This is a genomic window from Klebsiella sp. V115_8 (assembly GCF_029967715.1).
Taxonomy (GTDB): domain Bacteria; phylum Pseudomonadota; class Gammaproteobacteria; order Enterobacterales; family Enterobacteriaceae; genus Klebsiella; species Klebsiella quasipneumoniae.
This window is the reverse complement of sequence record NZ_JASCAR010000024.1, coordinates 18,832-40,458: the sequence shown is the minus strand read 5'-3', so window position 1 is coordinate 40,458 and position 21,627 is coordinate 18,832. Positions and strand designations below refer to the sequence as shown.

The 21,627-nt window shown below is 59.4% G+C and carries 19 protein-coding genes and 1 tRNA gene; 6 read left to right on the top strand and 14 right to left on the bottom strand.

Going from position 1 to position 21,627, the window contains the following annotated elements; translation table 11 throughout:
- Nucleotides 1-79: 79 nt before the first annotated feature.
- The 4 genes from QLG03_RS08905 to QLG03_RS08890 form a co-directional block, all read right to left on the bottom strand.
- Nucleotides 80-1,189: an AI-2E family transporter gene (locus QLG03_RS08905; RefSeq protein ID WP_048336221.1), complete on the bottom strand. Its 1,110-nt coding sequence runs from the start codon at nucleotides 1,187-1,189 to the stop codon at nucleotides 80-82.
- Between the two features lie 187 nt (nucleotides 1,190-1,376).
- A tRNA-Pro gene (locus tag QLG03_RS08900) sits at nucleotides 1,377-1,453 on the bottom strand.
- Nucleotides 1,454-1,529: 76 nt separating this feature from the next.
- Nucleotides 1,530-3,290, bottom strand: coding sequence for an LPS biosynthesis-modulating metalloenzyme YejM (gene yejM / locus QLG03_RS08895; RefSeq protein WP_049013176.1), 1,761 nt, complete (start codon nucleotides 3,288-3,290; stop codon nucleotides 1,530-1,532).
- Between the two features lie 18 nt (nucleotides 3,291-3,308).
- Nucleotides 3,309-3,536 carry a YejL family protein gene (locus tag QLG03_RS08890; protein ID WP_004195346.1) on the bottom strand — a complete coding sequence of 76 codons (228 nt, stop codon included), beginning with the start codon at nucleotides 3,534-3,536 and terminating at the stop codon, nucleotides 3,309-3,311.
- A 186-nt stretch (nucleotides 3,537-3,722) separates the two neighbouring features.
- On the opposite strand from QLG03_RS08890, the gene yejK reads away from it, so the two are divergent.
- Nucleotides 3,723-4,730 carry a nucleoid-associated protein YejK gene (gene yejK / locus QLG03_RS08885; RefSeq protein WP_004144267.1) on the top strand — a complete coding sequence of 336 codons (1,008 nt, stop codon included), beginning with the start codon at nucleotides 3,723-3,725 and terminating at the stop codon, nucleotides 4,728-4,730.
- A gap of 13 nt (nucleotides 4,731-4,743) precedes the next feature.
- Here yejK and QLG03_RS08880 read toward each other — a convergent pair whose 3' ends face one another.
- A complete protein-coding gene (locus tag QLG03_RS08880) occupies nucleotides 4,744-5,511 on the bottom strand; it encodes a DeoR/GlpR family DNA-binding transcription regulator (RefSeq protein WP_049013174.1) in 768 nt (255 codons plus the stop codon).
- An 81-nt stretch (nucleotides 5,512-5,592) separates the two neighbouring features.
- On the opposite strand from QLG03_RS08880, the gene QLG03_RS08875 reads away from it, so the two are divergent.
- Complete coding sequence (locus tag QLG03_RS08875) at nucleotides 5,593-6,189, top strand: NUDIX domain-containing protein (protein ID WP_255989034.1); 597 nt, start codon at nucleotides 5,593-5,595, stop codon at nucleotides 6,187-6,189.
- Between the two features lie 20 nt (nucleotides 6,190-6,209).
- On the opposite strand, the gene QLG03_RS08870 is transcribed toward QLG03_RS08875, so the two are convergent.
- Nucleotides 6,210-7,496 (bottom strand): serine hydrolase, encoded by a 1,287-nt coding sequence (locus QLG03_RS08870; protein ID WP_255989036.1) that lies wholly within the window; start codon nucleotides 7,494-7,496, stop codon nucleotides 6,210-6,212.
- A gap of 103 nt (nucleotides 7,497-7,599) precedes the next feature.
- On the opposite strand from QLG03_RS08870, the gene QLG03_RS08865 reads away from it, so the two are divergent.
- Nucleotides 7,600-8,487, top strand: coding sequence for a LysR family transcriptional regulator (locus QLG03_RS08865; protein WP_087827413.1), 888 nt, complete (start codon nucleotides 7,600-7,602; stop codon nucleotides 8,485-8,487).
- Between the two features lie 58 nt (nucleotides 8,488-8,545).
- On the opposite strand, the gene rplY is transcribed toward QLG03_RS08865, so the two are convergent.
- On the bottom strand, nucleotides 8,546-8,830 hold the full coding sequence (gene rplY / locus QLG03_RS08860; RefSeq protein WP_044524232.1) for a 50S ribosomal protein L25: 285 nt from the start codon (nucleotides 8,828-8,830) through the stop codon (nucleotides 8,546-8,548).
- A gap of 136 nt (nucleotides 8,831-8,966) precedes the next feature.
- Nucleotides 8,967-10,724, bottom strand: coding sequence for a DEAD/DEAH box helicase (locus QLG03_RS08855; RefSeq protein WP_255989040.1), 1,758 nt, complete (start codon nucleotides 10,722-10,724; stop codon nucleotides 8,967-8,969).
- A gap of 147 nt (nucleotides 10,725-10,871) precedes the next feature.
- On the opposite strand from QLG03_RS08855, the gene rsuA reads away from it, so the two are divergent.
- The 3 genes from rsuA (at nucleotide 10,872) to QLG03_RS08840 (ending at nucleotide 13,459) form a co-directional block, all read left to right on the top strand.
- Nucleotides 10,872-11,591: a 16S rRNA pseudouridine(516) synthase RsuA gene (gene rsuA / locus QLG03_RS08850; protein ID WP_117136813.1), complete on the top strand. Its 720-nt coding sequence runs from the start codon at nucleotides 10,872-10,874 to the stop codon at nucleotides 11,589-11,591.
- Nucleotides 11,588-12,784 (top strand): Bcr/CflA family multidrug efflux MFS transporter, encoded by a 1,197-nt coding sequence (locus tag QLG03_RS08845; protein WP_023290465.1) that lies wholly within the window; start codon nucleotides 11,588-11,590, stop codon nucleotides 12,782-12,784. The genes rsuA and QLG03_RS08845 overlap by 4 nt, the downstream gene beginning before the upstream one ends.
- 330 nt (nucleotides 12,785-13,114) lie before the next feature.
- Nucleotides 13,115-13,459: a YejG family protein gene (locus tag QLG03_RS08840; protein ID WP_002912974.1), complete on the top strand. Its 345-nt coding sequence runs from the start codon at nucleotides 13,115-13,117 to the stop codon at nucleotides 13,457-13,459.
- 3 nt (nucleotides 13,460-13,462) lie between these two features.
- Here QLG03_RS08840 and yejF read toward each other — a convergent pair whose 3' ends face one another.
- From yejF to mepS, 6 genes are all read right to left on the bottom strand, one after another.
- Nucleotides 13,463-15,052, bottom strand: coding sequence for a microcin C ABC transporter ATP-binding protein YejF (gene yejF / locus QLG03_RS08835; RefSeq protein ID WP_032453538.1), 1,590 nt, complete (start codon nucleotides 15,050-15,052; stop codon nucleotides 13,463-13,465).
- Between the two features lies 1 nt (nucleotide 15,053).
- On the bottom strand, nucleotides 15,054-16,079 hold the full coding sequence (locus QLG03_RS08830) for a microcin C ABC transporter permease (protein ID WP_023290463.1): 1,026 nt from the start codon (nucleotides 16,077-16,079) through the stop codon (nucleotides 15,054-15,056).
- Nucleotides 16,079-17,173, bottom strand: coding sequence for a microcin C ABC transporter permease YejB (locus QLG03_RS08825; RefSeq protein ID WP_004201658.1), 1,095 nt, complete (start codon nucleotides 17,171-17,173; stop codon nucleotides 16,079-16,081). Before QLG03_RS08825 ends, QLG03_RS08830 begins: the two co-directional genes overlap by 1 nt.
- A gap of 9 nt (nucleotides 17,174-17,182) precedes the next feature.
- Nucleotides 17,183-18,988 carry an extracellular solute-binding protein gene (locus tag QLG03_RS08820; RefSeq protein WP_032453536.1) on the bottom strand — a complete coding sequence of 602 codons (1,806 nt, stop codon included), beginning with the start codon at nucleotides 18,986-18,988 and terminating at the stop codon, nucleotides 17,183-17,185.
- 68 nt (nucleotides 18,989-19,056) lie between these two features.
- Nucleotides 19,057-20,619: a cyclic di-GMP phosphodiesterase gene (locus tag QLG03_RS08815; protein WP_023290460.1), complete on the bottom strand. Its 1,563-nt coding sequence runs from the start codon at nucleotides 20,617-20,619 to the stop codon at nucleotides 19,057-19,059.
- 188 nt (nucleotides 20,620-20,807) lie between these two features.
- Nucleotides 20,808-21,377, bottom strand: a complete 570-nt coding sequence (gene mepS / locus QLG03_RS08810; protein WP_004201653.1) for a bifunctional murein DD-endopeptidase/murein LD-carboxypeptidase — start codon at nucleotides 21,375-21,377, stop codon at nucleotides 20,808-20,810.
- Between the last annotated feature and the right edge of the window lie 250 nt (nucleotides 21,378-21,627).

Genomic DNA, 21,627 nt, shown 5'->3' with positions numbered 1-21,627 from the left:
GTGTTATCTACTGGTAGGACGTCGGCCGCGCAGAGCGCAACAGGGGCGCTGGCAGGCCGCCAGAGGCCTGCCGGTGAAATTATTCATTACGGCTATTTTTCGCTTCCTCAATAAATTCTTCATCGATTTCATCAGTGTTGCCAGCGTGTTCCCGCCCCGACAGCAAATTCCAGCAGGCGATAAACAAGGCGGCGATCAGCGGGCCGATAACAAAGCCGTTAATACCGTAGATCTCCATGCCGCCGAGGGTGGCGATCAGGATCAGATAGTCCGGCATCCTGGTATCCTTGCCCACCAGCAGCGGACGCAGAATGTTGTCCACCAGGCCAATCACAATGACAAAGAAGCCGACGATAAAGGCGCCCTGCCACAGCTGGCCGGTGGCAAACAGGTAAATCGCCGCCGGCACCCAGATAATGGCCGAGCCTACCGCCGGGATAAGCGACAGGAACGCCATCAGCGCGCCCCAGAGAATGCTGCCGTCCAGACCGGCGATCCAGAAGGCAAAGCCGCCCAGCGCCCCCTGCGCCAGCGCCACGGCGACGGTGCCTTTTACCGTGGCGCGGGCCACCGCGGCGAACTTAGCGAACAGGTGCTGCTTCACGTAGCTGGATAACGGCAGAGACTCGAGGATCAACAGCACCAGGTGAGGGCCATCCTTCAGCAGGAAGAACAGCAGGTAGAGCATAATGCCGAAGCTGACGGTGAAGCCAAAGGTGCCTTTACCAATCAGAAACGCGCTGCCGGCCAGATACTGGCCGCCTTTCAGGGCGACATCGGAGAGCTGCTGCTGGATCTGCTGCGCGCTATCCAGGTTATGTTCGGCGAGGAAGCTTCTGGCCCAGCCGGGGAGGTGGGCGATCAGGCTGGCGACCACCGTCGGGAACTGGGTATCGTTATGCTGCAGTTTGCTGTACACCACGTTCAGCTCGTAGGCCAGTGACGACAGGATAATCGCCAGCGGCGTGAACACGATAAGGCAGATAATGACGATGGTCATCAGCGCCGCAAGGCCGTTACGTTCGCCGAGGCGGGTGCGCATCTTGTTTTTGACCGGATTGAAAATCACCGCGAGGATGGCGGCCCAGAGGATGGCGGAATAATAGGGTGAGAGAACATCAAAAAAGGCCAGGGTTACAATGAAGACGATAAGGATGAAAAATCCTTTGGTAAGTCCATTAACTCTCATGTCATCCGCTCCTGCTTATGAGTCATACGGTCGAATAATAGATGCTACGACGTAATTTACCATCAGGATAGTCGTACTCTATACGCTGTGGCGCGGAAAGGGCACAAATTCAACGAGCTGAGGGGAACAGGCGTAAAAGAGGGGCATAAAAAAACCAGCCTTAAAAGGCTGGTTTCTCAGGGATTTTTGGTCGGCACGAGAGGATTTGAACCTCCGACCCCCGACACCCCATGACGGTGCGCTACCAGGCTGCGCTACGTGCCGACGCGTGGGGAACAATATTACCCGTTCCCCAAGCGAATGCAAGCGGGTCGCGCGCGATTGATTCATAATTAATCAATCAGTTAGCGATAAAGCGTTTTTCGTCGGTCAGGACCTGCAGCAACAGGCTGAGCTGCGGTTTCTGATCTTTGATTTTCTCACCGTCGCGGCTCCAGGTGGTATAGGTGCCGTTATGGTTGAGGACCACGGTGATAGCCGGGGTGGTAATGGCCAGCGTATCGCCGTTGGCCGCGGTGACCCAGTTCCGACGCCGCGCGGCGCTGAACAGATCTTCCCCCTGCGAATACTCATTGGCCGGCGTCGACACGTGAAGCAGGCGCTGCATCAGCGTGGTCATCACATCTTTGTTATCGGTCAGGGTGGCAATTTCCTGGGCCGGCGTGCCCGGCCAGTGAATAACCAGCGGCACCTGCAGCTGCTCGCGCGACCAGTCGAACGGGTCGTGTTTGACGTTAAGCGGCTTGCCGTGGCCGCCGGTGATAATGACCACCGTATTATCGAGCTTGCCGGCTTCGCGCAGCGCGGTCAGCACCCGATCGATCTGGGCATCAACGTCGCCTGCCGCCTTGCTATAACGGCGGACAAAGCCCTGCTGCTGCGTATCGTCGAGGGTGGTGCCATTGAGCGAGACCCACGAGAACCAGCGATTCTCATCCTGCGCGTAACGGTCCAGCCAGCCGATCCACTGATTGGCGGTCTGCTCGTCGCTCTGGGTCTTCGCGCTCGGCAGCGAGAAGTCGGAGAGCAGCGCCTGGCGATACAGCGGGCTGCTAAACCCATCGGAAGAGAACAGGCCCAGCTGGTAGCCCTGCTGGTTGAGAGCGGTGATCAGCGCCGCGGGAATACGCGCCGAGAGGACACCGTCCATATAGCCTGGCGAAATGCCGTAGAACAGGCCAAACAGGCCGCTGTCGGCGGTATTGCCCGAGCTCATATGCTGGGTAAAATTCACGTTTTCTTTGGCAAACGCCGCCAGCGCCGGCATCGTTTTTTCAAACCGCGAGTAGTTCAGGTTGTCGACGGTGATCAGTAGCACGTTATAGCCCGCGCCGAGGTCGCGGTAGCGCAGGTTACTGAGCGGATACTGGACCGATACCGCCTCCGGCGCCCCTTGCTCCACCAGGCGACGCTGATAATCCTGGGCGTCGAGCAGGCCATGTTTCTCAAGGAAACGACGGGCGGTCATCGGATAAGAAAGCGGTAGATTCGCTCGCTGCATGGTGATCGGGCGATAAAAATTGGCATCCGCCCAGATATAGACCAGGTGGCTGCTGATGAACGACAAAAAGAAGAACCAGGCGACCGGGCGGGCATAATGGCGGCGACGCGTCAGGCTGCGCAGCTTTTGCCAGCTCCAGGTGGCGAAGAGCATTTCAATCAAAAAGATGACCGGGACGCTGATAAACATCAGCTGCCAGTCGCGCGCCATCTCATTCTGGTCAGGGTTGATGACCAGCTCCCAGACCACCGGGTTTAAATGAAGATGAAAGCGGGTAAAGACCTCGCTGTCTATCAGCAGCAGCGTCATCCCGGCGGTGGCAAGGATCACCGACAGGAAGCGCATCAGGCGCTGCGAGACCACGATAAAGGTCAACGGAAAGAGGATCAGCACATAGCTGGTAAACACCAGGAAGCTGAAGTGCCCGACGAGACTGACGTACGAAAAGAGTCGTCCGGCAAGCGTCGTCGGCCAGTCGGCGACAAAAAGGTAGCGGCTGCCGAGCACCATGGCCAACAACATGTTGAACAGGGCGAACCAGTGCCCCCAGCTAACCATCTGGGAGACTTTTTCTCGGTAGGGCTGACGTAGAGTCACCATATACTGTTGCTGTTATCCTTAATGCGCTGGATCGTCGTTAATCGAAGATTGCAAAGCCTGCGCGAAAGAACGGGCGATGGCCTGACGCTGCGCCGGCGCGACGCTACTGTTGATCAGGTTGGTCACCATATTGCCTAACACCATCAGTGAAAGGTCAACCGGGGCTTTGTGTGATTCCAGGACGTTCGTCAGCTCGCTGAGCAACTGTTCGACCTGTTGATCGCTATAGCGGGAAATTTGCGGCATAAACTCAAAATCTGTTTGTTCGTGAAAGGGCAACATATTACCGTAGCAGCAGCTTTTTTTCCGCATTTTTTCGCCGCGGCGCAAAAGCGCACCGATCGTCAGTCATGACGTCGAAATGTGTGGTGCCAGTTGCGTCGGCAACCCGGCGGTGGTTGAATACCGCCCGGTCTAAAAGGAGAGTTTAACATGAGTCTGGATATCGACCAGATTGCCCTGCATCAGTTAATCAAACGTGATGAACAAAATCTGGAGCTGGTGCTGCGCGAGTCACTGCTGGAGCCGAACGCGACGGTCGTCGAGATGATGGCTGAACTGCACCGGGTTTATAGCGCCAAAAGCAAAGCCTATGGCTTGTTCAATGAAGAGAGCGAACTGGCGCAGGCGCTGCGCCTGCAGCGTCAGGGGGAAGAGGAGTTTCTGGCGTTCAGCCGCGCGGCGACCGGCCGCCTGCGCGATGAGCTGGCGAAATACCCGTTCGCCGAAGGGGGCATTGTCCTCTTCTGTCAGTATCGTTACCTGGCGGTCGAGTATCTGCTGGTGGCGGTGCTCAATAACCTGAGCAGCATGCGCGTCAACGAAGAGCTGGATATCCGCTCGACCCATTATCTGGATATTAACCATGCCGATATCGTCGCGCGCATCGATCTGACCGAGTGGGAAACCAATCCGGAGTCGACCCGCTACCTGACCTTCCTGAAAGGGCGGGTGGGGCGCAAAGTGGCCGATTTCTTCATGGATTTCCTCGGCGCCAGCGAAGGTCTCAACGCCAAAGCGCAGAACCGCGGCCTGCTGCAGGCGGTGGATGACTTTGCCGCCGACGCGCAGCTTGATAAATCCGAGCGACAGAATGTGCGTCAGCAGGTCTATGCTTACTGCAATGAACAGCTGCAGGCCGGGGAAGAGATTGAGCTGGAGTCGCTGTCCAAAGAGCTTGCCGGCGTCAGCGAAAAGAGCTTCCAGGAGTTCACCGCCGAGCAGGGCTACGAGCTGGAAGAGAGCTTCCCGGCGGATCGCAGCACCTTACGTCAGCTGACCAAGTTTGCCGGCAGCGGCGGCGGTTTGACCATTAACTTCGACGCGATGCTGCTGGGCGAACGCGTATTCTGGGATCCCGCCACCGATACCCTGACCATTAAGGGCACCCCGCCGAACCTGCGCGACCAGCTGCAGCGCCGGACGTCCGGCGGCAACTAAGCGCCACGCCCCGTCAGCGCGACCGCTGTACGGGGACGATCTCCACGCCGCTCTGCACCAGCCGCTGGCGCAGCGCGGCGTCGGGCTCCCCATCGACGATAAGCGTACTGGCGAGGTTCAGCTCGCCGATGGCAAAGGCCGACGCGGCGTTGAGCTTTTCCCGGGAGGCCATCACCACGGTTTCCGCGGCCCTGGCCGCCAGCGCGCGCTTGATGCCTGCCTCTTCATAATCACCGGTGGTAAAACCCGCTCGCGGGTGGACGCCGGTCACCCCCATAAAGAACACATCGGCGTTGATCCGCGCCATTGCTTCCAGCGTTTCGGGGCCGACGGCGACAACCGAATGCTTAAACACTTTGCCGCCGAGCAGGATCACCTCGATTCGCGGGTGATCGACCAGCGCCACGGCGATGCCGGGGCTGTGAGTGACCACCGTGCAGCTGAGGTCGGCGGGTAATAAGCCGATCATCGCCGCGGTGGTGGTGCCGCCATCGACAATCACCACCTGTCCAGGCTGGATCAGGCCGGCGGCAGCGCGCGCCACCGCCTGTTTGGAGGCGATTTGCACGCTTTTGCGTGTTTCAATAGGGGCGATGGCGGCAGAGACCGGCAGCGCCCCGCCGTGGACCCGCTGCAGTTTTCCTTCCGCCGCCAGCTCGCGCAGATCGCGGCGAATGGAGTCCTCAGAGACGTTAAACCGTTGGCTCAGCTCCCCGGACATTACCTGTTTTTCTTCCGCAAGGATCTGCAGGATTTGCTGTTTTCGTTGACTGGCGAGCATGATTTTTCCTTCACGTGTGATCTTGTTTATGCGCGATTATGCATGTTATGGTGCCTGCTGTCATCTGAAAGGGGATATAACATGCAAACTCATGCACCGCACGTCCGTCACGTTCGCGAGACGCTGCTCTCTGATAACTGGTACACGCTGAAAAAATATACCTTCGAACTGCAGCGCCGGGACGGACGCTGGCAGGAGCAGAGCCGCGAGGCCTACGATCGCGGCAACGGCGCGGTCATTTTACTCTACAACCTGGAAAAGCGGACGGTGGTCCTGACCCGTCAGTTCCGTTTTCCGGTGTTTACTCACGGTCACGACGGATATCTCATTGAAGCGGCGGCAGGGCTGTTGGATAACGCCTCGCCGGAGGCGCGGATCGTTGCCGAAGCGGAAGAGGAGACCGGCTTTCGGGTGACGCGCATCGAGCCCCTCTTCACCGTCTTTATGAGCCCCGGATCTGTCACCGAAAAACTCTACTTTTTTATCGCCGAATATCAGGCCGATGACCGGCAGGGAGACGGCGGCGGGCTGGCGGCGGAAGGTGAGGACATTGAAGTGCTGGAGTGGCCGCTGGCGCGGGCGCTGCAGGCCATTCGCGATGGCGAGATCATGGATGCCAAAACCATTATCCTGCTGCAGCACCTGGCGCTGAATGCCGACACGCTCCTCGCCGGCTGAGCGGCAAGGAGCAGGGAGGGTTAACGCAGCTCGCGGGCAATGGCGGTGTACATCAGCGCCGCTTCCAGCGGCTGGGCGTTAAAGGAGGGTTCCGCCTGCGGCCAGGTCGACCACTGGACGATCACCAGGTGTTCCGCGCGGTTCACCATGATCACCTGGCCGTAGATCCCCAGCGCCCACAGCGAGTCTTTCAGCCCTTCCTGCGGCGTCGGCTGGACGTTTTGCGCATTCGCCGGAATGGCGTTATTCCACCACTGATAGCCGTAGATACCTTGCGGATGCGCCGCCGAGACCGAGTTTAGCGCAGTGGTCCAGCTTGCGGCCTGATCGAACCAGCCCGCCGGCACCAGCCGTTTGCCGTTGCTTAACCGACCATCGCGGGCGACGAATTCGCCGAAGCGGCCCCAGTCTTCAAGGGTGGCGTTAAAACCGTGGGCGCCGACATCGTGCTTCCCTTGCTGATAAGCATGCCATACGCCGTCGTGGGCCATCCCGGCGGGCCGCCACAGCGACTGCTCAAGCCAGGCGGCCAGCGACATGCCGGTGGCGCGCTCCAGGATATCGCCCAGCAGCCAGGCGCCGCCGGAAGAGTAGGACCACTGCTCGCCCGCCGGATGTTTGCGCGCCAGGCCGGTGACGATCTTGCGCACGCAGGCATAGGCCCCGGGCTGCGCCTCGCACTGGGTCAGGCGGGCGAAGTGCGACTGCGGGTCGGTGTAGTCTTCATTCCATTCCACACCGCTGGTGTGCTGCATCAACTGCTTCAGCGTCACGCCGTCCCAGGCTGTGCCTTTCAGTTCGGGTTCATAAACGGTAATCAGATCATCGAGGGAGTGGATCTTACCCTGCTGAATGGCGATGCCCACCAGCGTCGAGACCACCGATTTTCCCACCGAGCGTGAGGTCCACAGGGTGGTATCGGTGTTGCCGTCGCCAAGATATTTCCAGGCGACTTTGCCGTCTTTCAGCACCAGCATACCGCTGACGTTCTCGCGCTTCAGGTAATCCTGCAGGGTCCAGGTGTGGCCGTTAAGGGTATAGCGGGCATCGGTCAATGGCTTTTCAGCGCGTTCCAGCGGCGCCGAGGCGCCGTGGCGGAAAACATCGCCGGCATAGTTGCGATAGTCATTTCGAAAGCCAATCACGCGTGAAGTCTGATCCCAGCTGAGCATATCTTTGGCGGCGGGTAGCGTTTGGTCGTAAGGCGTTGGGCAGACATCCAGCGTCAGGTCGCCGCAGCGTTGTGCCATTGCCGCGGCCGGCAGCGCCGCCAGGATTAACGCCAGGGCCAGTGGTTTTCTTATCATCTTCCTTTCCTCGTTTGCCATAGATTCGCATCGCAGTATATAAATCGGCGCGCGGCGGCTAAAATCAGCAAAGGGGGGATTTTCCCCCGCAAGGGAGAGAAGGATGAAAACCCTGCAGTATTCTTTCGCGCAGATTGAAGCATTCGCCACCATCGCCGAGACCGGCAGCCTGTCGCGGGCGGCTATTCGGTTAGGTAAAGACCGAACCACGCTGCGCGATCTGCTGGACTATCTGGAAGATGCGCTGGGCTATCGGCTGTTCAGCCGGGAAGGGCGTACCCTGACCTTAACCGCCGAAGGGGAGCAGCTTTTTCGTCAGGCGCATCTGCTGTTGCGCCAGGCGCAGGCTTTCGAGTCTTTTGCGCAAACGCTGCCGCAAACCGCCGGGCAGGCGCTGCGTCTGGTGTACGATCCCTTTATCCCACGTGATTTTCTCTGCGCGCTGGCCGATACGCTGGCCCGGCGGCAGATCCGGTTAAGCTGCTGGAGCGCCTCACGGCGCGAAGCCGAGCAGGCGCTGAGCGATGGCGTGGCGGATATGGCGATGTGCCAGGCCAACAACCGCACGCTGGGCAGCGAAATGGAGTGGCGGGCGCTCGGCACCGTGGATCTGCGTTTCTACGCGGCGGACCGCCTGTTCCGGGATGCCGCGCGGCCGCTGACGCTGCTGAATCTGTCGTTGACGCCGCAGCTGGTGATGCACCGGCGCAGCGACGATCAGATTGCCCGCCGGCTGCAGATCTCCGGCCATACGCTGTATATGAACGAAATTACCCTGCTGCGCCATGCGATGGAGCAGGGGAGGGGCTGGGGGTTTTTACCGGACCATTTGCGGCCAGGCGAGTGGCGGGGAGTCGGTGAAATCGCGACGGAGGTCGGCAGTCAGGGACTGAACGTCACCATGGTGATGCTCTGGCTGCCCGGAATGAATAAGCACCGGCTGCTGAGCGACATCGTGCACGAGGCGCCGGCGCTTTGGCGGCGCGGATAACAAAACGCCCCGGAGCCGAAGACCCCGGGGCGCTTGCCATTCAACTTGCTATCGGCGATTACGCGCGAACGAAGTCGATGTGAGTCAGTTTCGGCTTGAACGCGTGGCGCTGAACAGCCTGAACTTTGACTTTTTCTTCTTTGCCATCAACCACGACGGTCAGAACTTCGCCGTAAAACTCAGCTTTGCCCTGCATGTTCCATACTTTGTCGTGGTCCAGTTCGATAGCAACCGGAGCAGCTTCGCCACCGTAGATGATTGCCGGGAACTTGTTAGCTGCGCGCAGGCGGCGGCTCGCACCCTTACCCTGCTCTTTACGTACTTCTGCGTTGATAGTAAACATTGATGTCTCTCTATATATAAAGCCTGCTACAGGCGACCCAGCAACAGGCGGATTATCTGCTTTGCGAATGCAAAAGCGGGCGGCATTATAGCCGCCAAACGACACCCGGGCAATCAAAACCTCAGCTTTCGGGTGATTAACGCAGCTCGTTGGCGCGGCGAAAACGCCCCTGATAATCGAACACTTTTTCCCGCACCTGCCAGTACTGGCCTTTCATGCGGGCGACGACAAAGTCCGGATGGCGCAGCAGCGCCTGCTGGGCCACGATATCCGCCGGCGTTATCCAGCGCAGCGGCACCCCGGGGGTGCGGGTATGCGGGCGAATAAATAGTTGTTCGAAGGCGGTGCGCTGGGCGGGCGTCTGCAGACGGAAGCGCTCACTGACGTCGGCGCCGTCTTCATCGTAGTAGGTGATTTTCAGCCACGGGCCTTTCTCGTCGCCGCCGTGCTGCAGGGCCATGCCGCTGCAGCGTAGCACCAGCGCGTCCTTCAGCTTCAGCGCCGCCTTCAGCATATCGTCCGGGTCAACCAGAATGGTGTCGCACTCCCTGCAGCGGCGGGCGGCGATATCGTTTTCCGCGTTGCACTGCGGACAGTTTTTGAAGCGAAAGCGGAAGTCGCACTGTTCGCGGTGGCCGTCGTCATCTTCGAACCACCCCTGGCAGCGGCGGCCAAAGTGTTCAATCAAGGTGCCGTCGGCGGTGGTTTTGCCCCAGAAGGTATTGGCGAAGCCGCAGGCCGGGCAGAAGACCTGCACCGGCACGTTGTCGCTTTTACCCTTCGGCGTTCCCACTTCCGGGGCGTACAGGTCGTGCGGGTTGCCGGCGTAGTCGAGGATCAGGCAGTCGGTTTTTCCCGGCGCCAGGCGCAGGCCGCGGCCAACGATCTGTTGGTAAAGACTCACCGACTCGGTGGGGCGGAGGATGGCGATCAGGTCGACGTGCGGGGCGTCGAAGCCGGTGGTCAGCACCGCGACGTTCACCAGATAGCGATACTCCTGCGCTTTAAACGCCTCGATGATGCGATCCCGTTCCGGACCCGGGGTTTCCCCGGTGATCAGCGCCGCCTGGCCTGCCGGTAGCAGGCCGGTCACTTCCCGGGCGTGCTCCACGGTGGCGGCGAAGATCATCACCCCTTTGCGGCTTTCGGCGAACTCCACGATCTGGCTGACGATATGTGGGGTGATACGCTGCTGTTTTTTCAGCTCATGGTTAAGATCGGCTTCGCTGAACAGGCCGTTGCTTTGCGCCTGCAGGCGGCTGAAATCGTACTGTACCACCGGCATATCGAGGCGTTCCGGCGGCGTCAGGTAGCCGTGCTTAATCATATAGCGCAGCGGCAGCTCATAGATGCAGTCGCGGAACAGGGCTTTTTCATCGCCACGCACCATCCCGTGGTAGTGGAACTGATAGATCCACCCCTTGCCGAGGCGGAACGGGGTCGCCGTCAGGCCGAGCAGCCGGAGCTGCGGGTTGACCTGCCGCAGGTGGCTGATGATCTGCTGATACTGGCTGTCGTCATCATCGCTGATGCGGTGGCATTCATCGACGATCAGCAGCGAAAACTCGCTGCGAAATTGCGCCAGATTGCGCGCCACCGACTGCACGCTGCCGAACACCACTTTGCCGTGGCTCTCTTTACGCTGCAGTCCGGCGGCAAAGATATCCGCCTCGAGGCCAAGGGCGCAGTATTTAGCATGATTCTGCGCCACCAGCTCTTTGACGTGGGCCAGCACCAGCACGCGGCCGCGGGCCAGTCGGGCAAGCTCGGCGATCACCAGGCTTTTGCCCGCGCCGGTGGGCAGGACAATCGCCGCCGGCTCGGTATGGCGACGAAACCAGGCGAGGGTGGCATCGACGGCTTCTTGTTGGTAGGGACGTAATGTAAAAGTCATGAATTCACGGGGCTAATTAACTCGCGAATAGTATGCCATGAATCTTTTCCCTTGAGTGGTGTTAAGAGCCCGTTATACTAGCCAGTGAATTTCTTCTTTTTCGGGCGATTTGCCCGCTCCAGCACTTTGACAGGCTAAAAAAATCTCATGCGACTTGATAAGTTTATCGCTCAGCAGCTTGGCGTCAGCCGGGCTATTGCCGGGCGTGAAATCCGCGGCAGCCGCGTTACCGTGGACGGCGACATTGTAAAAGATGCTTCCTTTAAGCTTCAGCCGGAGCACGAGGTGGAGTATGACGGGAACACGCTGACCCAGCAGAACGGCCCGCGCTATTTTATGCTCAACAAGCCGCAGGGGTACGTCTGTTCCACCGACGATCCCGATCATCCGACTATCCTCTATTTCCTCGACGAGCCGGTGGCGCATAAGCTGCATGCCGCCGGTCGGCTGGATATCGACACCACCGGACTGGTGCTGATGACCGATGACGGCCAATGGTCGCACCGCATTACCTCGCCGCGACACCACTGTGAAAAAACCTATCTGGTGGCGCTGGAAAGCCCGCTGGCGGAAGGGACCGCGGAGCTGTTTGCCACAGGCGTCCAGCTGCATAACGAAAAAGATCTCACCAAACCGGCGGTGCTGGAAGTTATCACTCCGACCGAAGTGCGCCTCACCATTAGCGAAGGCCGCTACCATCAGGTGAAACGCATGTTCGCCGCCGTGGGCAACCACGTGGTTGGCCTGCATCGGGAACGCATCGGCGACATCCTGCTGGATGAGTCTCTGGCGCCGGGTGAATATCGTCCGCTGACGGAAGCGGAAATCGCCAGCGTGGGCGCCCCGCAGCCACGGAGCAAAACGTGACGCTGAAGCAAAATTCGTCTCTGGGGATTGTCTTTATCCTTGGCCTGCTGGCCATGCTGATGCCGCTGTCGATCGATATGTATCTTCCGGCCCTGCCGGTGATCGCTGCCCAGTACCACGTGCCGGACGGCAGCGCGCAGATGACCCTCAGCACCTATATCCTCGGCTTTGCGCTGGGGCAGCTGCTGTACGGTCCGATGGCCGACAGCCTCGGCCGCAAGCCGGTGATCCTCGGCGGAACGCTGGTCTTCGCCGCGGCGGCGGTGGCCTGCGCCCTGTCGCAGACCATCGAGATGCTGATCGCCATGCGCTTCTTCCACGGTCTGGCGGCCGCGGCGGCCAGCGTGGTGATCAACGCCCTGATGCGCGATATCTATCCGAAAGATGAGTTTTCGCGGATGATGTCGTTTGTCATGCTGGTGACGACCATTGCGCCGCTGGTGGCGCCGATGGTCGGCGGGGCGGTGCTGGTCTGGTTCAGCTGGCATGCCATCTTCTGGATCCTCGCCCTGGCGGCCCTGCTGGCGTCGCTGATGATCGGCCTGTTTATCCGCGAAACGCTGCCGGCTGAAAGGCGTCAGCCGTTCCACCTGCGCACCACGATGGGTAACTTTGCCACCCTGTTCCGCCATAAGCGGGTCCTGAGCTATATGCTGGCGAGCGGCTTCAGCTTCGCGGGCATGTTCTCTTTCCTTAGCGCCGGGCCTTTCGTCTATATCAATATTAACCACGTCGCGCCTCAGCACTTTGGCTACTATTTTGCGCTGAACATTGTCTTTCTGTTCCTGATGACCATGTTCAACAGCCGGTTTGTGCGGCGGGTAGGGGCGTTGCGCATGTTCCGCGCCGGGCTGTGGATCCAGTTTGCCATGGCGGTGTGGATGGTGGTTTGCGCGCTGCTCGACGTCGGCTTCTGGTCGCTGGTCATCGGCGTGGCGGCCTTCGTTGGCTGCGTATCGATGGTGTCGTCGAACGCGATGGCGGTGATCCTCGATGAGTTTCCGCATATGGCGGGCACCGCTTCGTCGCTGGCGGGGACTTTCCGCTTTGGTATCGGGGCGATTATCGGCGCGCTGCTGTCGATGGCCACCTTTACCACCGCCTGGCCGATGCTGATCTCCATCGCCTTCTGCGCCACCAGCTCTATTTTCTTCTCCCTTTACGCTTCCCGCCGGCGAAAAATCGCACGCTAGGTCACATTTTCAGGGGCGAAATCGCCCCTTTCTTGATGCACGTCAACCGCAATGGGCTTCAGGGTTCTGCGATTTGTTTCCTTTATGTAAAATCAATTAGTGTAAAAAGTCGCATTGTTGCGATAAAAAAGTTGTTTTGGATCACAGAAACGGGTACATATAGCGCCAATCGGCTTGCCGGGTTAAAAAATAACACGCTGGAATATAAGCGCTTAACCCTGGGCCGCCGCGGCTGTAAACGTTTTCTGCGTCTGAGCAGGACTATTTGTCAACAGTGTGTTAATATTGATGTAAATTTATTGTGAAGCCTTTTGCTTCCGGGGAAACCACGTGAATACACAACAACTCTCTATCGTACACCGTCTGCCGCAGAGCTATCGCTGGCTGGCCGGTTTTGCGGGTTCCAGAGTTGAACCGATTCCGCAAAACGGCGCGCAGAACGAAAACAGTCTCGTCGCCCTGAAGTTGCTGAGTCCGGACGGTGAAAAAGCCTGGCCGGTGATGCATAAGCTCAGCCAGGCGTTAAGCGACATCGAAGTCGACTGTTCCGTTCTTGAGTGCGAAGGCGAGCCCTGCCTGTTCGTTAATCTGCAGGATGAGTTTGCCGCCACCTGTCGTCTGAAAAACTTTGGCGTGGCGATCGCCGAGCCCTTTTCCGGCAATAACCCTTTCTGACCGTCAGCTTAGCGCCAGCAGCTGGCGGGTATACTCATGCCGGGGCGCGCTGAAGACGGACTGGCACTCGCCCTGTTCGACCACCACTCCCTGCCGCAGCACCATCACTTGGTGACACAGCGCGCGCACCACGCCTAAATCATGGCTGATAAAAATATAGGCCAGCTGATGCTTCAGCTGTAACGCTTTCAGCAGATTCAGGATCTGCGCCTGAACGGTTTTATCCAGCGAGGAAGTCGGCTCGTCGAGGACGATCAGCTGCGGCTTGACGATTAACGCTCTGGCGATGGCGATACGCTGGCGCTGGCCGCCGGAGAAAGCCGCCGGGTAGCGCTGGCGGCTGGCCGGGTCGAGGCCGACCTCCTGCATGGCAAGGATCACCGCCTGTTCGCGTTCAGCCGCCGTCAGCGTCGGCTGGTGGACGCGCAGGCCCTCCTCAATGATCTGCTGCGCCGTCAGGCGCGGATTGAGCGACGAGTTCGGATCCTGAAAAACCACCTGCATCTGTCGGCGCAGCGGCAGCAGCTGTCGGCGACCGCGTCCCTGAATCGGCTGGCCGGCAAAGGTTATCTTGCCCTCGGAGGGGATCAGGCGCAGCAGCGCCAGACCGGTCGTGCTTTTGCCGGAACCCGATTCTCCCACCAGACCCAGCGTCTCGCCGGCCCGTAGCTGGAAATGGAGATCATTGACCACCCGATGGTGATCGACCACCCGACGCAGGATCCCCCGGCGAATGGGGAACGCCACCTGTAACGCCTCCGCCTGCAGCAGCACCGGGGCATCGGCGGCCAGCGGCACCGGCTCGCCGTCCGGTTCGCTATCCAGCAGGCGTTGGGTGTAAGGATGGGCCGGCGCGCTAAACAGCGCCCGACAGTGATTGTGCTCCACGCAGCGGCCGTTCTGCATCACCGCCACCCGGTCAGCCAGCTGGCGGACGATGCTCAGGTTATGGGTGATAAACAGCAACCCCATGTTCAGCTCCCGCTTTAGCTCGCGCAGCAGCTGCAGAATTTGCGCCTGCACTGACACATCGAGGGCGGTGGTCGGCTCGTCGGCAATCAACAGCTCCGGGCGCGTCAGCAGCGCCATGGCGATCATCACCCGCTGGCGCTCGCCGCCCGAGAGCTGGTGCGGATAGTCCGCCAGCCGCCGCGGCGCCTGACGGATCCCGACGCGCTCCAGGCAGTCGAGGATCTCTCCGCGCGCCGCCTCTTTGCGCATTCCCCGGTGTAACGACAGCACCTCGTAGAGCTGTTTTTCCAGGGTATGGAGGGGATTGAGCGACACCATCGGCTCCTGAAAGATCATCGCGATCCGGTTGCCGCGCACGCCGCGCAGGGTCGCCTCATCCGCATGCAGCAGCGACTGGCCATGAAAACGGATATCGCCGCTGGGGTAGCTGGCCGGCGGGGTAGGGAGCAGCCGCAGCACCGACAGGGCGGAGATGCTCTTACCGGAGCCGGATTCCCCCACCAGGGCCAGCGTTTCGCCGGCCGCCACCTCGAGCGACAGATTATGCACGACGGTCTGCGTCTCCCCCTGCTGGCGAAAGGCGATAGAGAGATTGTCGATAGCTAACAGCGGGTGGGTCATATTACACCGCCTTACTGGGGTCAAAGGCGTCGCGCACCGCTTCACCGATGAAAATCAGCAGCGTCAGCAGCACGGCGACAGAGAGAAACGCGGCAATGCCCAGCCAGGGCGCCTGCAGGTTGTTTTTGCCCTGCAGGAGCAGCTCGCCGAGGGAGGGCGAGCCGAGCGGCAGGCCGAAGCCGAGAAAATCCAGCGACGTCAGGGTGGTAATAGAGCTGCAGAGAATAAAAGGCAGGAAGGTGAGGGTCGCCACCATCGCGTTGGGCAGCATATGCCGCAGGATGATCTGCCGGTCGCTGACCCCTAACGCCTGCGCCGCCCGGATATAGTCGTAGTTGCGGGTGCGGAGAAATTCAGCGCGCACCACGCCCACCAGCGTCATCCAGCCAAACAGGACGGTGATCGCCAGCAGCCACCAGAAGCCCGGCTGCACGACGCTGGAGAGCAGGATGATCAGAAACAGCGTCGGCATACCGGACCAGACTTCGATAAAACGCTGCCCCCAGAGGTCGATTTTACCGCCGTAATAACCTTGTATCGCACCGGCCAGCACCCCCAGCACGCTGGAGAACAGCGTCAGCAGCAGACCAAACAGTACCGAGATGCGCGTCCCATAAAGGATCCGCGCCAGCACATCGCCGCCGTTGGCGTCGGTGCCGAGCCAGTTGCTGGCCGAGGGCGGCGATGGAAAAGGAACCGTGCTGGCAAAATTGATCGTCGTCGCGCCGAAGCGCACCGGCGGCCAAAGCGCCCAGCCGTGGCTGGCCAGCTGCTGCTGCAGCCAGGGATCCTGATAGTCGGCGGCGGTGGCGAATGCGCCGCCGAAGGTCTGCTCGGTATAGTTTTTTAACACCGGGACGTACAGCTGGCCCCGGTACTGCACCAGCAGCGGCCGATCGTTGGCCAGCAGCTCAGCCCCCAGGCTGCAGAGGAAGAGGATTAAAAACAGCCACAGCGACCAGTAACCGCGACGGTTGTGGCGAAAGCGCGCCCAGCGGGCCTGATTAACGGGACTGAAGAACGACATTAGCGGCCCTCAAAATCAATACGCGGGTCGACCAGCGTATAGCTGATATCGCTGACGATATTCAGCAGCAGGCCGATCAGGGTGAAAATATAGAGCGTGCCGAACATCACCGGATAGTCGCGGGAGACCGTCGCTTCATAGCCCAGCAGCCCCAGACCATTCAGGGAGAACATCACTTCGATCAGCAGCGAGCCGGTAAAGAACATACTGATAAAGGTGGCCGGGAAACCGGCGATCACCAGCAGCATGGCGTTGCGGAACACATGTCCCCAGAGGATCTGTTTCTCACCGACGCCTTTGGCGCGGGCGGTGACCACATACTGTTTGCGGATCTCGTCAAGGAAGCTGTTTTTAGTCAGCATGGTCAGGGCGGCAAAGCCGCCGATCACCGTCGCCAGCACCGGCAGGGTGATGTGCCACAGATAGTCGAGGATCTTTTCATACCACGGGAGGGTGTCGAAGTTTGGCGAGACCAGACCGCGCAGCGGGAAGAGGTCGAAATAGCTGCCGCCGGCGAAAATCACGATCAGCAGGATGGCGAACAGAAAGGCGGGGATCGCATAGCCAATGATAATCAGCGTACTGCTCCAGATGTCAAAGCGGCTGCCGTTGCTGACGGCTTTGCGGATACCCAGCGGAATGGAGACCAGATAGATGATCAGCGTGCTCCACAGCCCGAGGCTCACCGAGACCGGCAGGCTGTCTTTAATCAGCTGCAGCACGGAGGCGCTGCGAAACAGGCTGTCGCCAAAATCAAAGCGCAGATAATCGCCCAGCATCTTCAGGTAGCGCTCGTGCAGCGGTTTGTCGAAGCCGTAGCGGTGGGTGATCTCGGCGATGACTTCCGGATCGAGGCCGCGCCCCCCGCGATAGTGACCCTCGCTGATATTGCCGGCGCCGGTACGGGCATGGCTGGCGCCCATCCCGCCGTCGCCGGCGCCTGGCATTCCGCCGTGCTGACCAAATTCGATGGCGGCGATGGCCTGGTCGACCGGGCCGCCGGGAGCGATCTGTACAATAAAAAAGTTAATGGTAATGATGGCCCACAGGGTGGGGATCACTAACAGCAAACGGCGGATCAGGTAGCTGCCCATGGTATGTCCTTAGCGTCTGTCCGCGGGGAGGGTGGCCGCTTTGTTCGCGTCATACCACCAGGTATCAAGGCCGGACGAATAAATGGGGCGGGTTTGGGGGAACGAGAATTTATTCCACCACGCGGTGCGGTCCTGCGCCATATACCACATCGGCAACATGTAGTGGTTCCAGGTGAGGACGCGGTCCAGCGCCCGGCCAAGCGGGATCAGCTTCTGCTTATTACCCTGCCACTGCAGGATCTGCGCAATCAGTTTATCCACCACCGGACTTTGCACCCCCGGCGCGTTGTAGCTGGAGTGAATATAGTCCGACGCCCAGGAGATTTGCAGGTCAGTCCCCGGCCAGGGCATGGCGCGCCACAGGCTCGGCATCATGTCGTAATCGCGGCTGCGGCGGCGGTTGCTGTACTGCGAGTTATCCACCTGACGAATATCCATGACGATCCCCAGGCGCTGCAGGTTGTGCTGAAACGGCAGCACCCAGCGGTCATTGCTTCCGGCCGGCATCAGCAGTTCAAAGCGCAGCGGCTTGCCGGTGGCGGCGTTAACCCGGCGCTGGTTCTTCACCGTCCAGCCCGCCGCGTTAAGCAGGGCGTCGGCTTGGAGTAAGTTGGCGCGGTCGAAGCCATCGCCGCGGGAGACCGGCGGCTGGTACACCTGGCTGAAGAGCTCGGGGGGCAGTTCGTTTTTCATCGGCGTCAGCAGGGCCAGCTCGGCCGCGTCGGGCAGGCTGCGGGCGGCATATTCGGTGTTCTGGAAATAGCTGTTGGCGCGCTGATACGCGCTGTAAAACAGCGCCTTGTTCATCCATTCAAAATCAAACGCCAGGGTAATGGCCTCCCGCACCCGGCGATCGGCGAATACCGGGCGCTGAATATTGAACGCCAGCCACTGGGTATCCTGCGCCGAGGTGTTGGCATACTCCTCTTTAATGATGTAGCCGCGGCTGAAGTTGCGGCCGACGTAGCGGGTGGCCCAGTTTTTGGCGACCGTCTCTTCCCGGCGGTCGACGGCCCCGGCTTTAAAGGCTTCGAAAGCGACGTTGTCGTCAAGATAATAGTCATAGCGCAGCGTATCGAAGTTCCAGCGACCGCGGTTGACCGGCAGGTCGGCCGCCCAGTAGTCGGCGACCCGGGAATAGGTAATATACTGTCCCATCCGCCAGGCGCTGATGCGGTAGGGCCCGCTGGCCAGCGGCGGCTTTGACAGCGGGTCGCTGAGTTTGTGATGACGCCAGAACGCCTCGGGCATCACCGGCAGGCTCAGCAGGCTCAGCATGTTCTCTTTACCGGGCTGGCCGAGGTCGATACGCACGGTCAACGGCGCGATGGCCTTCACGGTGGTGCCTTTATAAAAGAGGCGGAACTGCGGCACCCCTTCGGTCATAAACTTATTGAAGGTAAAAGCGACATCGCGGGCGGTGATCGGCGTGCCGTCGTGAAAACGGGCGCGCGGGTTGAGGGCGATCTCCATCCATGAATAGTCCCCGGCGTAGCGCGCCCGCTCGGCAATCAGCGGATAGTAGCTGCCGGGCTCATCATCCGAGGTGGTGAACAGGGGATCGTAGAGCGCCTCAGTGCGTACCGCGGGATTGCCGCGCAGCGCGTAGCGGTTGAAGTTATCAAAGGTGCCGATCGCCGCCAGGGTGAGGGTGCCGCCTTTCGGCGCCTGTGGATTAACATAATCAAAATGGCTGAAACCGGCGGCGTATTTGGGTTCGCCGATAATCGCGAAGGCGACGCTTTCCTGAATGGATTGCGCTTTAGCGCTCAGGCTAAACAGAGCAAGCAGAAGCAGAAAAAGTCGCGCATACATAGGCGGCAGAATACCCTGTCATAGCCGGCCCCCGTGGCCGACTTCTGTTCCCGCATCATAAGTGAGACTTAACGCGTTGTGAAATAATTCGCGGGTTCATCGTGCGCGGCCACCAGCGCCGCCAGCGACAGCGGCCGGCTGATCCAGTACCCCTGCAGGAAATGCACTCCCTGAGCGCGGAGCCACTCCGCCTGCTCCTGGGTCTCCACCCCTTCGGCAACGGTCATCAATTTCAGCCGGCGGCTGAGGGTCAGCACCGCATCCAGCACTGGCGAGGTGACGGTTTCGGTGCCGATCGCCTGCACAAAGCCGCGATCGATCTTCAGATAATCGAAGTTATAGCGTTCGAGATAGATCAACGCGCTATGCCCGGTGCCAAAATCATCGATCGCGATTTCAAAACCGTGCTGGTGCAGCCAGGCGAAGTTAGCGACCGATTTTTCTTTGTCAATCATCGCCCGCTCTGTGACCTCCAGCACCACGTGAAAATGGCCGGCGGGCAGCGCGGCGGCGAAGCGCAGCATATCGTCGCGGAAGCTGTCGGCCTGAAGATGGGCGGGGGAAATATTGAGCCCCAGCTTGACGCCGTGCGGCAGAATACGCTTCAGCGCCGGCGCGTCGCGGGCGATCAGCGCCAGCAGGTGATCGGTCAGCGGCACGATCATCTGCTGGGTTTCCGCGAGGTTAATAAAGACGTCAGGCGGAATTTCGCCTACCACCGGATGGCGCCAGCGCATCAGGACCTCCACGCCGCTGATACGCAGAGTCTGGGCATTCACCACCGGCTGATAGACGACGTAGAACTGGTTGTTTTTGATCCCCAGCAGAATGGATTTTCGCGGATCGGATTTGATCGACAGCACGTAATAGCAGAGCAGCCCCGCCAGTAGGCCGCACACCACCCCGAGCAGCAGAGCAAACTGCGTATTTTCCGCCAGCCAGCTGTTGGCATACAGGTAGACCTTGAGGGGGAAACCGTCGATCTGCACTTCGCGGATCGGCACGTTATGCAGCGTTTGCGGATCCACCAGCCGGTTACTGAAGGTGGAGATAGCGGTGTGGCCGATGACCAGCGCAATACCGCTGAAATCATTCTGCCGTGCGGAATAGAGGATATACGGCGTGAGATTGGCGTTAATCGACACGAAAATGCCGCTGTTTTCATCACCGGGTTTGCCTACCCATAGCGCCAGCGCCGCGCTCTTCGGCATCATCGGCGTGCCTGGCAAAATCGCCATATCAAGGGGTTTGCGGATATCAATGGCCGGGATCAGCTGGGTGAGGGGGGTATTCATGGCGCCGGTTGCCGAGGAGCAAAAGGCCACGCCGTTTTTGACCAGCAGGAAAGCGCGGACGTTAGGGCTGAACGCGGCGTGGGAGGTGAGCCCGGAGTCAATATTCTCGCAGGGCTGCTCCACCAGCGGCTGCAGGCCGTCAATGGTCTGGCGCAGGTCGTGAAAATAGCTTTTCAGATAGGTATTAACATTGTTGATAATGGCGTCGAAACGCTCGGCCCGGTTATGGTAAATCACCATAAACTGAATGCTGCCAGCCAGTAGCGCGACGATAATGCCCACGCACAGGCTGGTTAGCCAGGTTTTACGCTGGGGCGAAAAGTAGCGAGTCAGCATAGCTATAGTCTTTCCGTGTTATTGATGCGCAGCAACGGGTTGTCAGTCGTCGTTTTTCTCATTCCCACTTAAAAGACATAGCTTATTTTGCGTCGTTCAGAATCAGGTGGCAAAAAAAAACACTGCCGGGGCAGTGTTTTTTTATCCCGCTTCCAGCCAAGGGATAACCGGCGGCGGTAGAGGACAGTTTACGAGCGGCTCAGGACTCGACGCGCTTCGTTGTAGCGCTTTTTCCAGTATGGCTCATCCATGCTGGAGATGGTCACTCCGCTGCTGGTAGAGGCGTGAACAAACTGGTTGTTGCCGAGGTAGATCCCGACATGGCGGCCGGTAGAGCCGGCGCGGAACAGAACCAGATCGCCAGTACGCAGCTGGGTACGGGAAATCGATTTTCCGGTTTCCTGCTGTTCAGAAGTTGAACGCGGCAGTTCCAGACCAAATTGTTCGCGGAAGGTGCGCTGCACGAACGCCGAGCAGTCGATACCTTTGCGAGTGCTGCCGCCGAGGCGGTAACGCACGCCTTTCCAGCTGGCATACTGATCCATTAAACGGGACTTCACGTCCAGGTTACGGACCATCGTTTCAAATTCATCCTGAGAGGCTTGCAGTGATGATAAATCGCCACTACCCACAGCATGCGTCTCAGAATGCATATTCCTGGCGGTACTTGTTGAACTACACGCGGAAAGCAGAACCGCTACTGCAATCGCGGGGGCTACCCGCAAGATGTATCTCAAAATCGGCTGAGATTTGACCATGCTGTTTATTTTCCCTTGTTGTCCTTAACGACAATGTCGTTATAAAAAATGCCAAACGTGTTAGAGCCTAAATACCCATCCGCAATGAGACAATTCCTTAAGCTTAAATTTGTGCAGTCACGCACAATTTTATTCAGGGCCTGAATTAATGTTGCGGAAAAGGCAAAACGAGAACGAGATTACCCTATCAAACGCCGCATGGCGAGCGGTTTTGCGCGATTTCTTATAAGTATTTTGGTGACAAAAAGTG

What these genes read in the sequence shown, in the direction of transcription:
- QLG03_RS08905 (WP_048336221.1), bottom strand. Translation starts at nt 1,189, where the DNA reads ATGAGAGTTAATGGACTTACCAAAGGATTTTTCATCCTTATCGTCTTC.
- yejM (WP_049013176.1), bottom strand. Translation starts at nt 3,290, where the DNA reads ATGGTGACTCTACGTCAGCCCTACCGAGAAAAAGTCTCCCAGATGGTT.
- QLG03_RS08890 (WP_004195346.1), bottom strand. Translation starts at nt 3,536, where the DNA reads ATGCCGCAAATTTCCCGCTATAGCGATCAACAGGTCGAACAGTTGCTC.
- yejK (WP_004144267.1), top strand. Translation starts at nt 3,723, where the DNA reads ATGAGTCTGGATATCGACCAGATTGCCCTGCATCAGTTAATCAAACGT.
- QLG03_RS08880 (WP_049013174.1), bottom strand. Translation starts at nt 5,511, where the DNA reads ATGCTCGCCAGTCAACGAAAACAGCAAATCCTGCAGATCCTTGCGGAA.
- QLG03_RS08875 (WP_255989034.1), top strand. Translation starts at nt 5,593, where the DNA reads ATGCAAACTCATGCACCGCACGTCCGTCACGTTCGCGAGACGCTGCTC.
- QLG03_RS08870 (WP_255989036.1), bottom strand. Translation starts at nt 7,496, where the DNA reads ATGATAAGAAAACCACTGGCCCTGGCGTTAATCCTGGCGGCGCTGCCG.
- QLG03_RS08865 (WP_087827413.1), top strand. Translation starts at nt 7,600, where the DNA reads ATGAAAACCCTGCAGTATTCTTTCGCGCAGATTGAAGCATTCGCCACC.
- rplY (WP_044524232.1), bottom strand. Translation starts at nt 8,830, where the DNA reads ATGTTTACTATCAACGCAGAAGTACGTAAAGAGCAGGGTAAGGGTGCG.
- QLG03_RS08855 (WP_255989040.1), bottom strand. Translation starts at nt 10,724, where the DNA reads ATGACTTTTACATTACGTCCCTACCAACAAGAAGCCGTCGATGCCACC.
- rsuA (WP_117136813.1), top strand. Translation starts at nt 10,872, where the DNA reads ATGCGACTTGATAAGTTTATCGCTCAGCAGCTTGGCGTCAGCCGGGCT.
- yejF (WP_032453538.1), bottom strand. Translation starts at nt 15,052, where the DNA reads ATGACCCACCCGCTGTTAGCTATCGACAATCTCTCTATCGCCTTTCGC.
- QLG03_RS08830 (WP_023290463.1), bottom strand. Translation starts at nt 16,079, where the DNA reads ATGTCGTTCTTCAGTCCCGTTAATCAGGCCCGCTGGGCGCGCTTTCGC.
- QLG03_RS08825 (WP_004201658.1), bottom strand. Translation starts at nt 17,173, where the DNA reads ATGGGCAGCTACCTGATCCGCCGTTTGCTGTTAGTGATCCCCACCCTG.
- QLG03_RS08820 (WP_032453536.1), bottom strand. Translation starts at nt 18,988, where the DNA reads ATGTATGCGCGACTTTTTCTGCTTCTGCTTGCTCTGTTTAGCCTGAGC.
- QLG03_RS08815 (WP_023290460.1), bottom strand. Translation starts at nt 20,619, where the DNA reads ATGCTGACTCGCTACTTTTCGCCCCAGCGTAAAACCTGGCTAACCAGC.
- mepS (WP_004201653.1), bottom strand. Translation starts at nt 21,377, where the DNA reads ATGGTCAAATCTCAGCCGATTTTGAGATACATCTTGCGGGTAGCCCCC.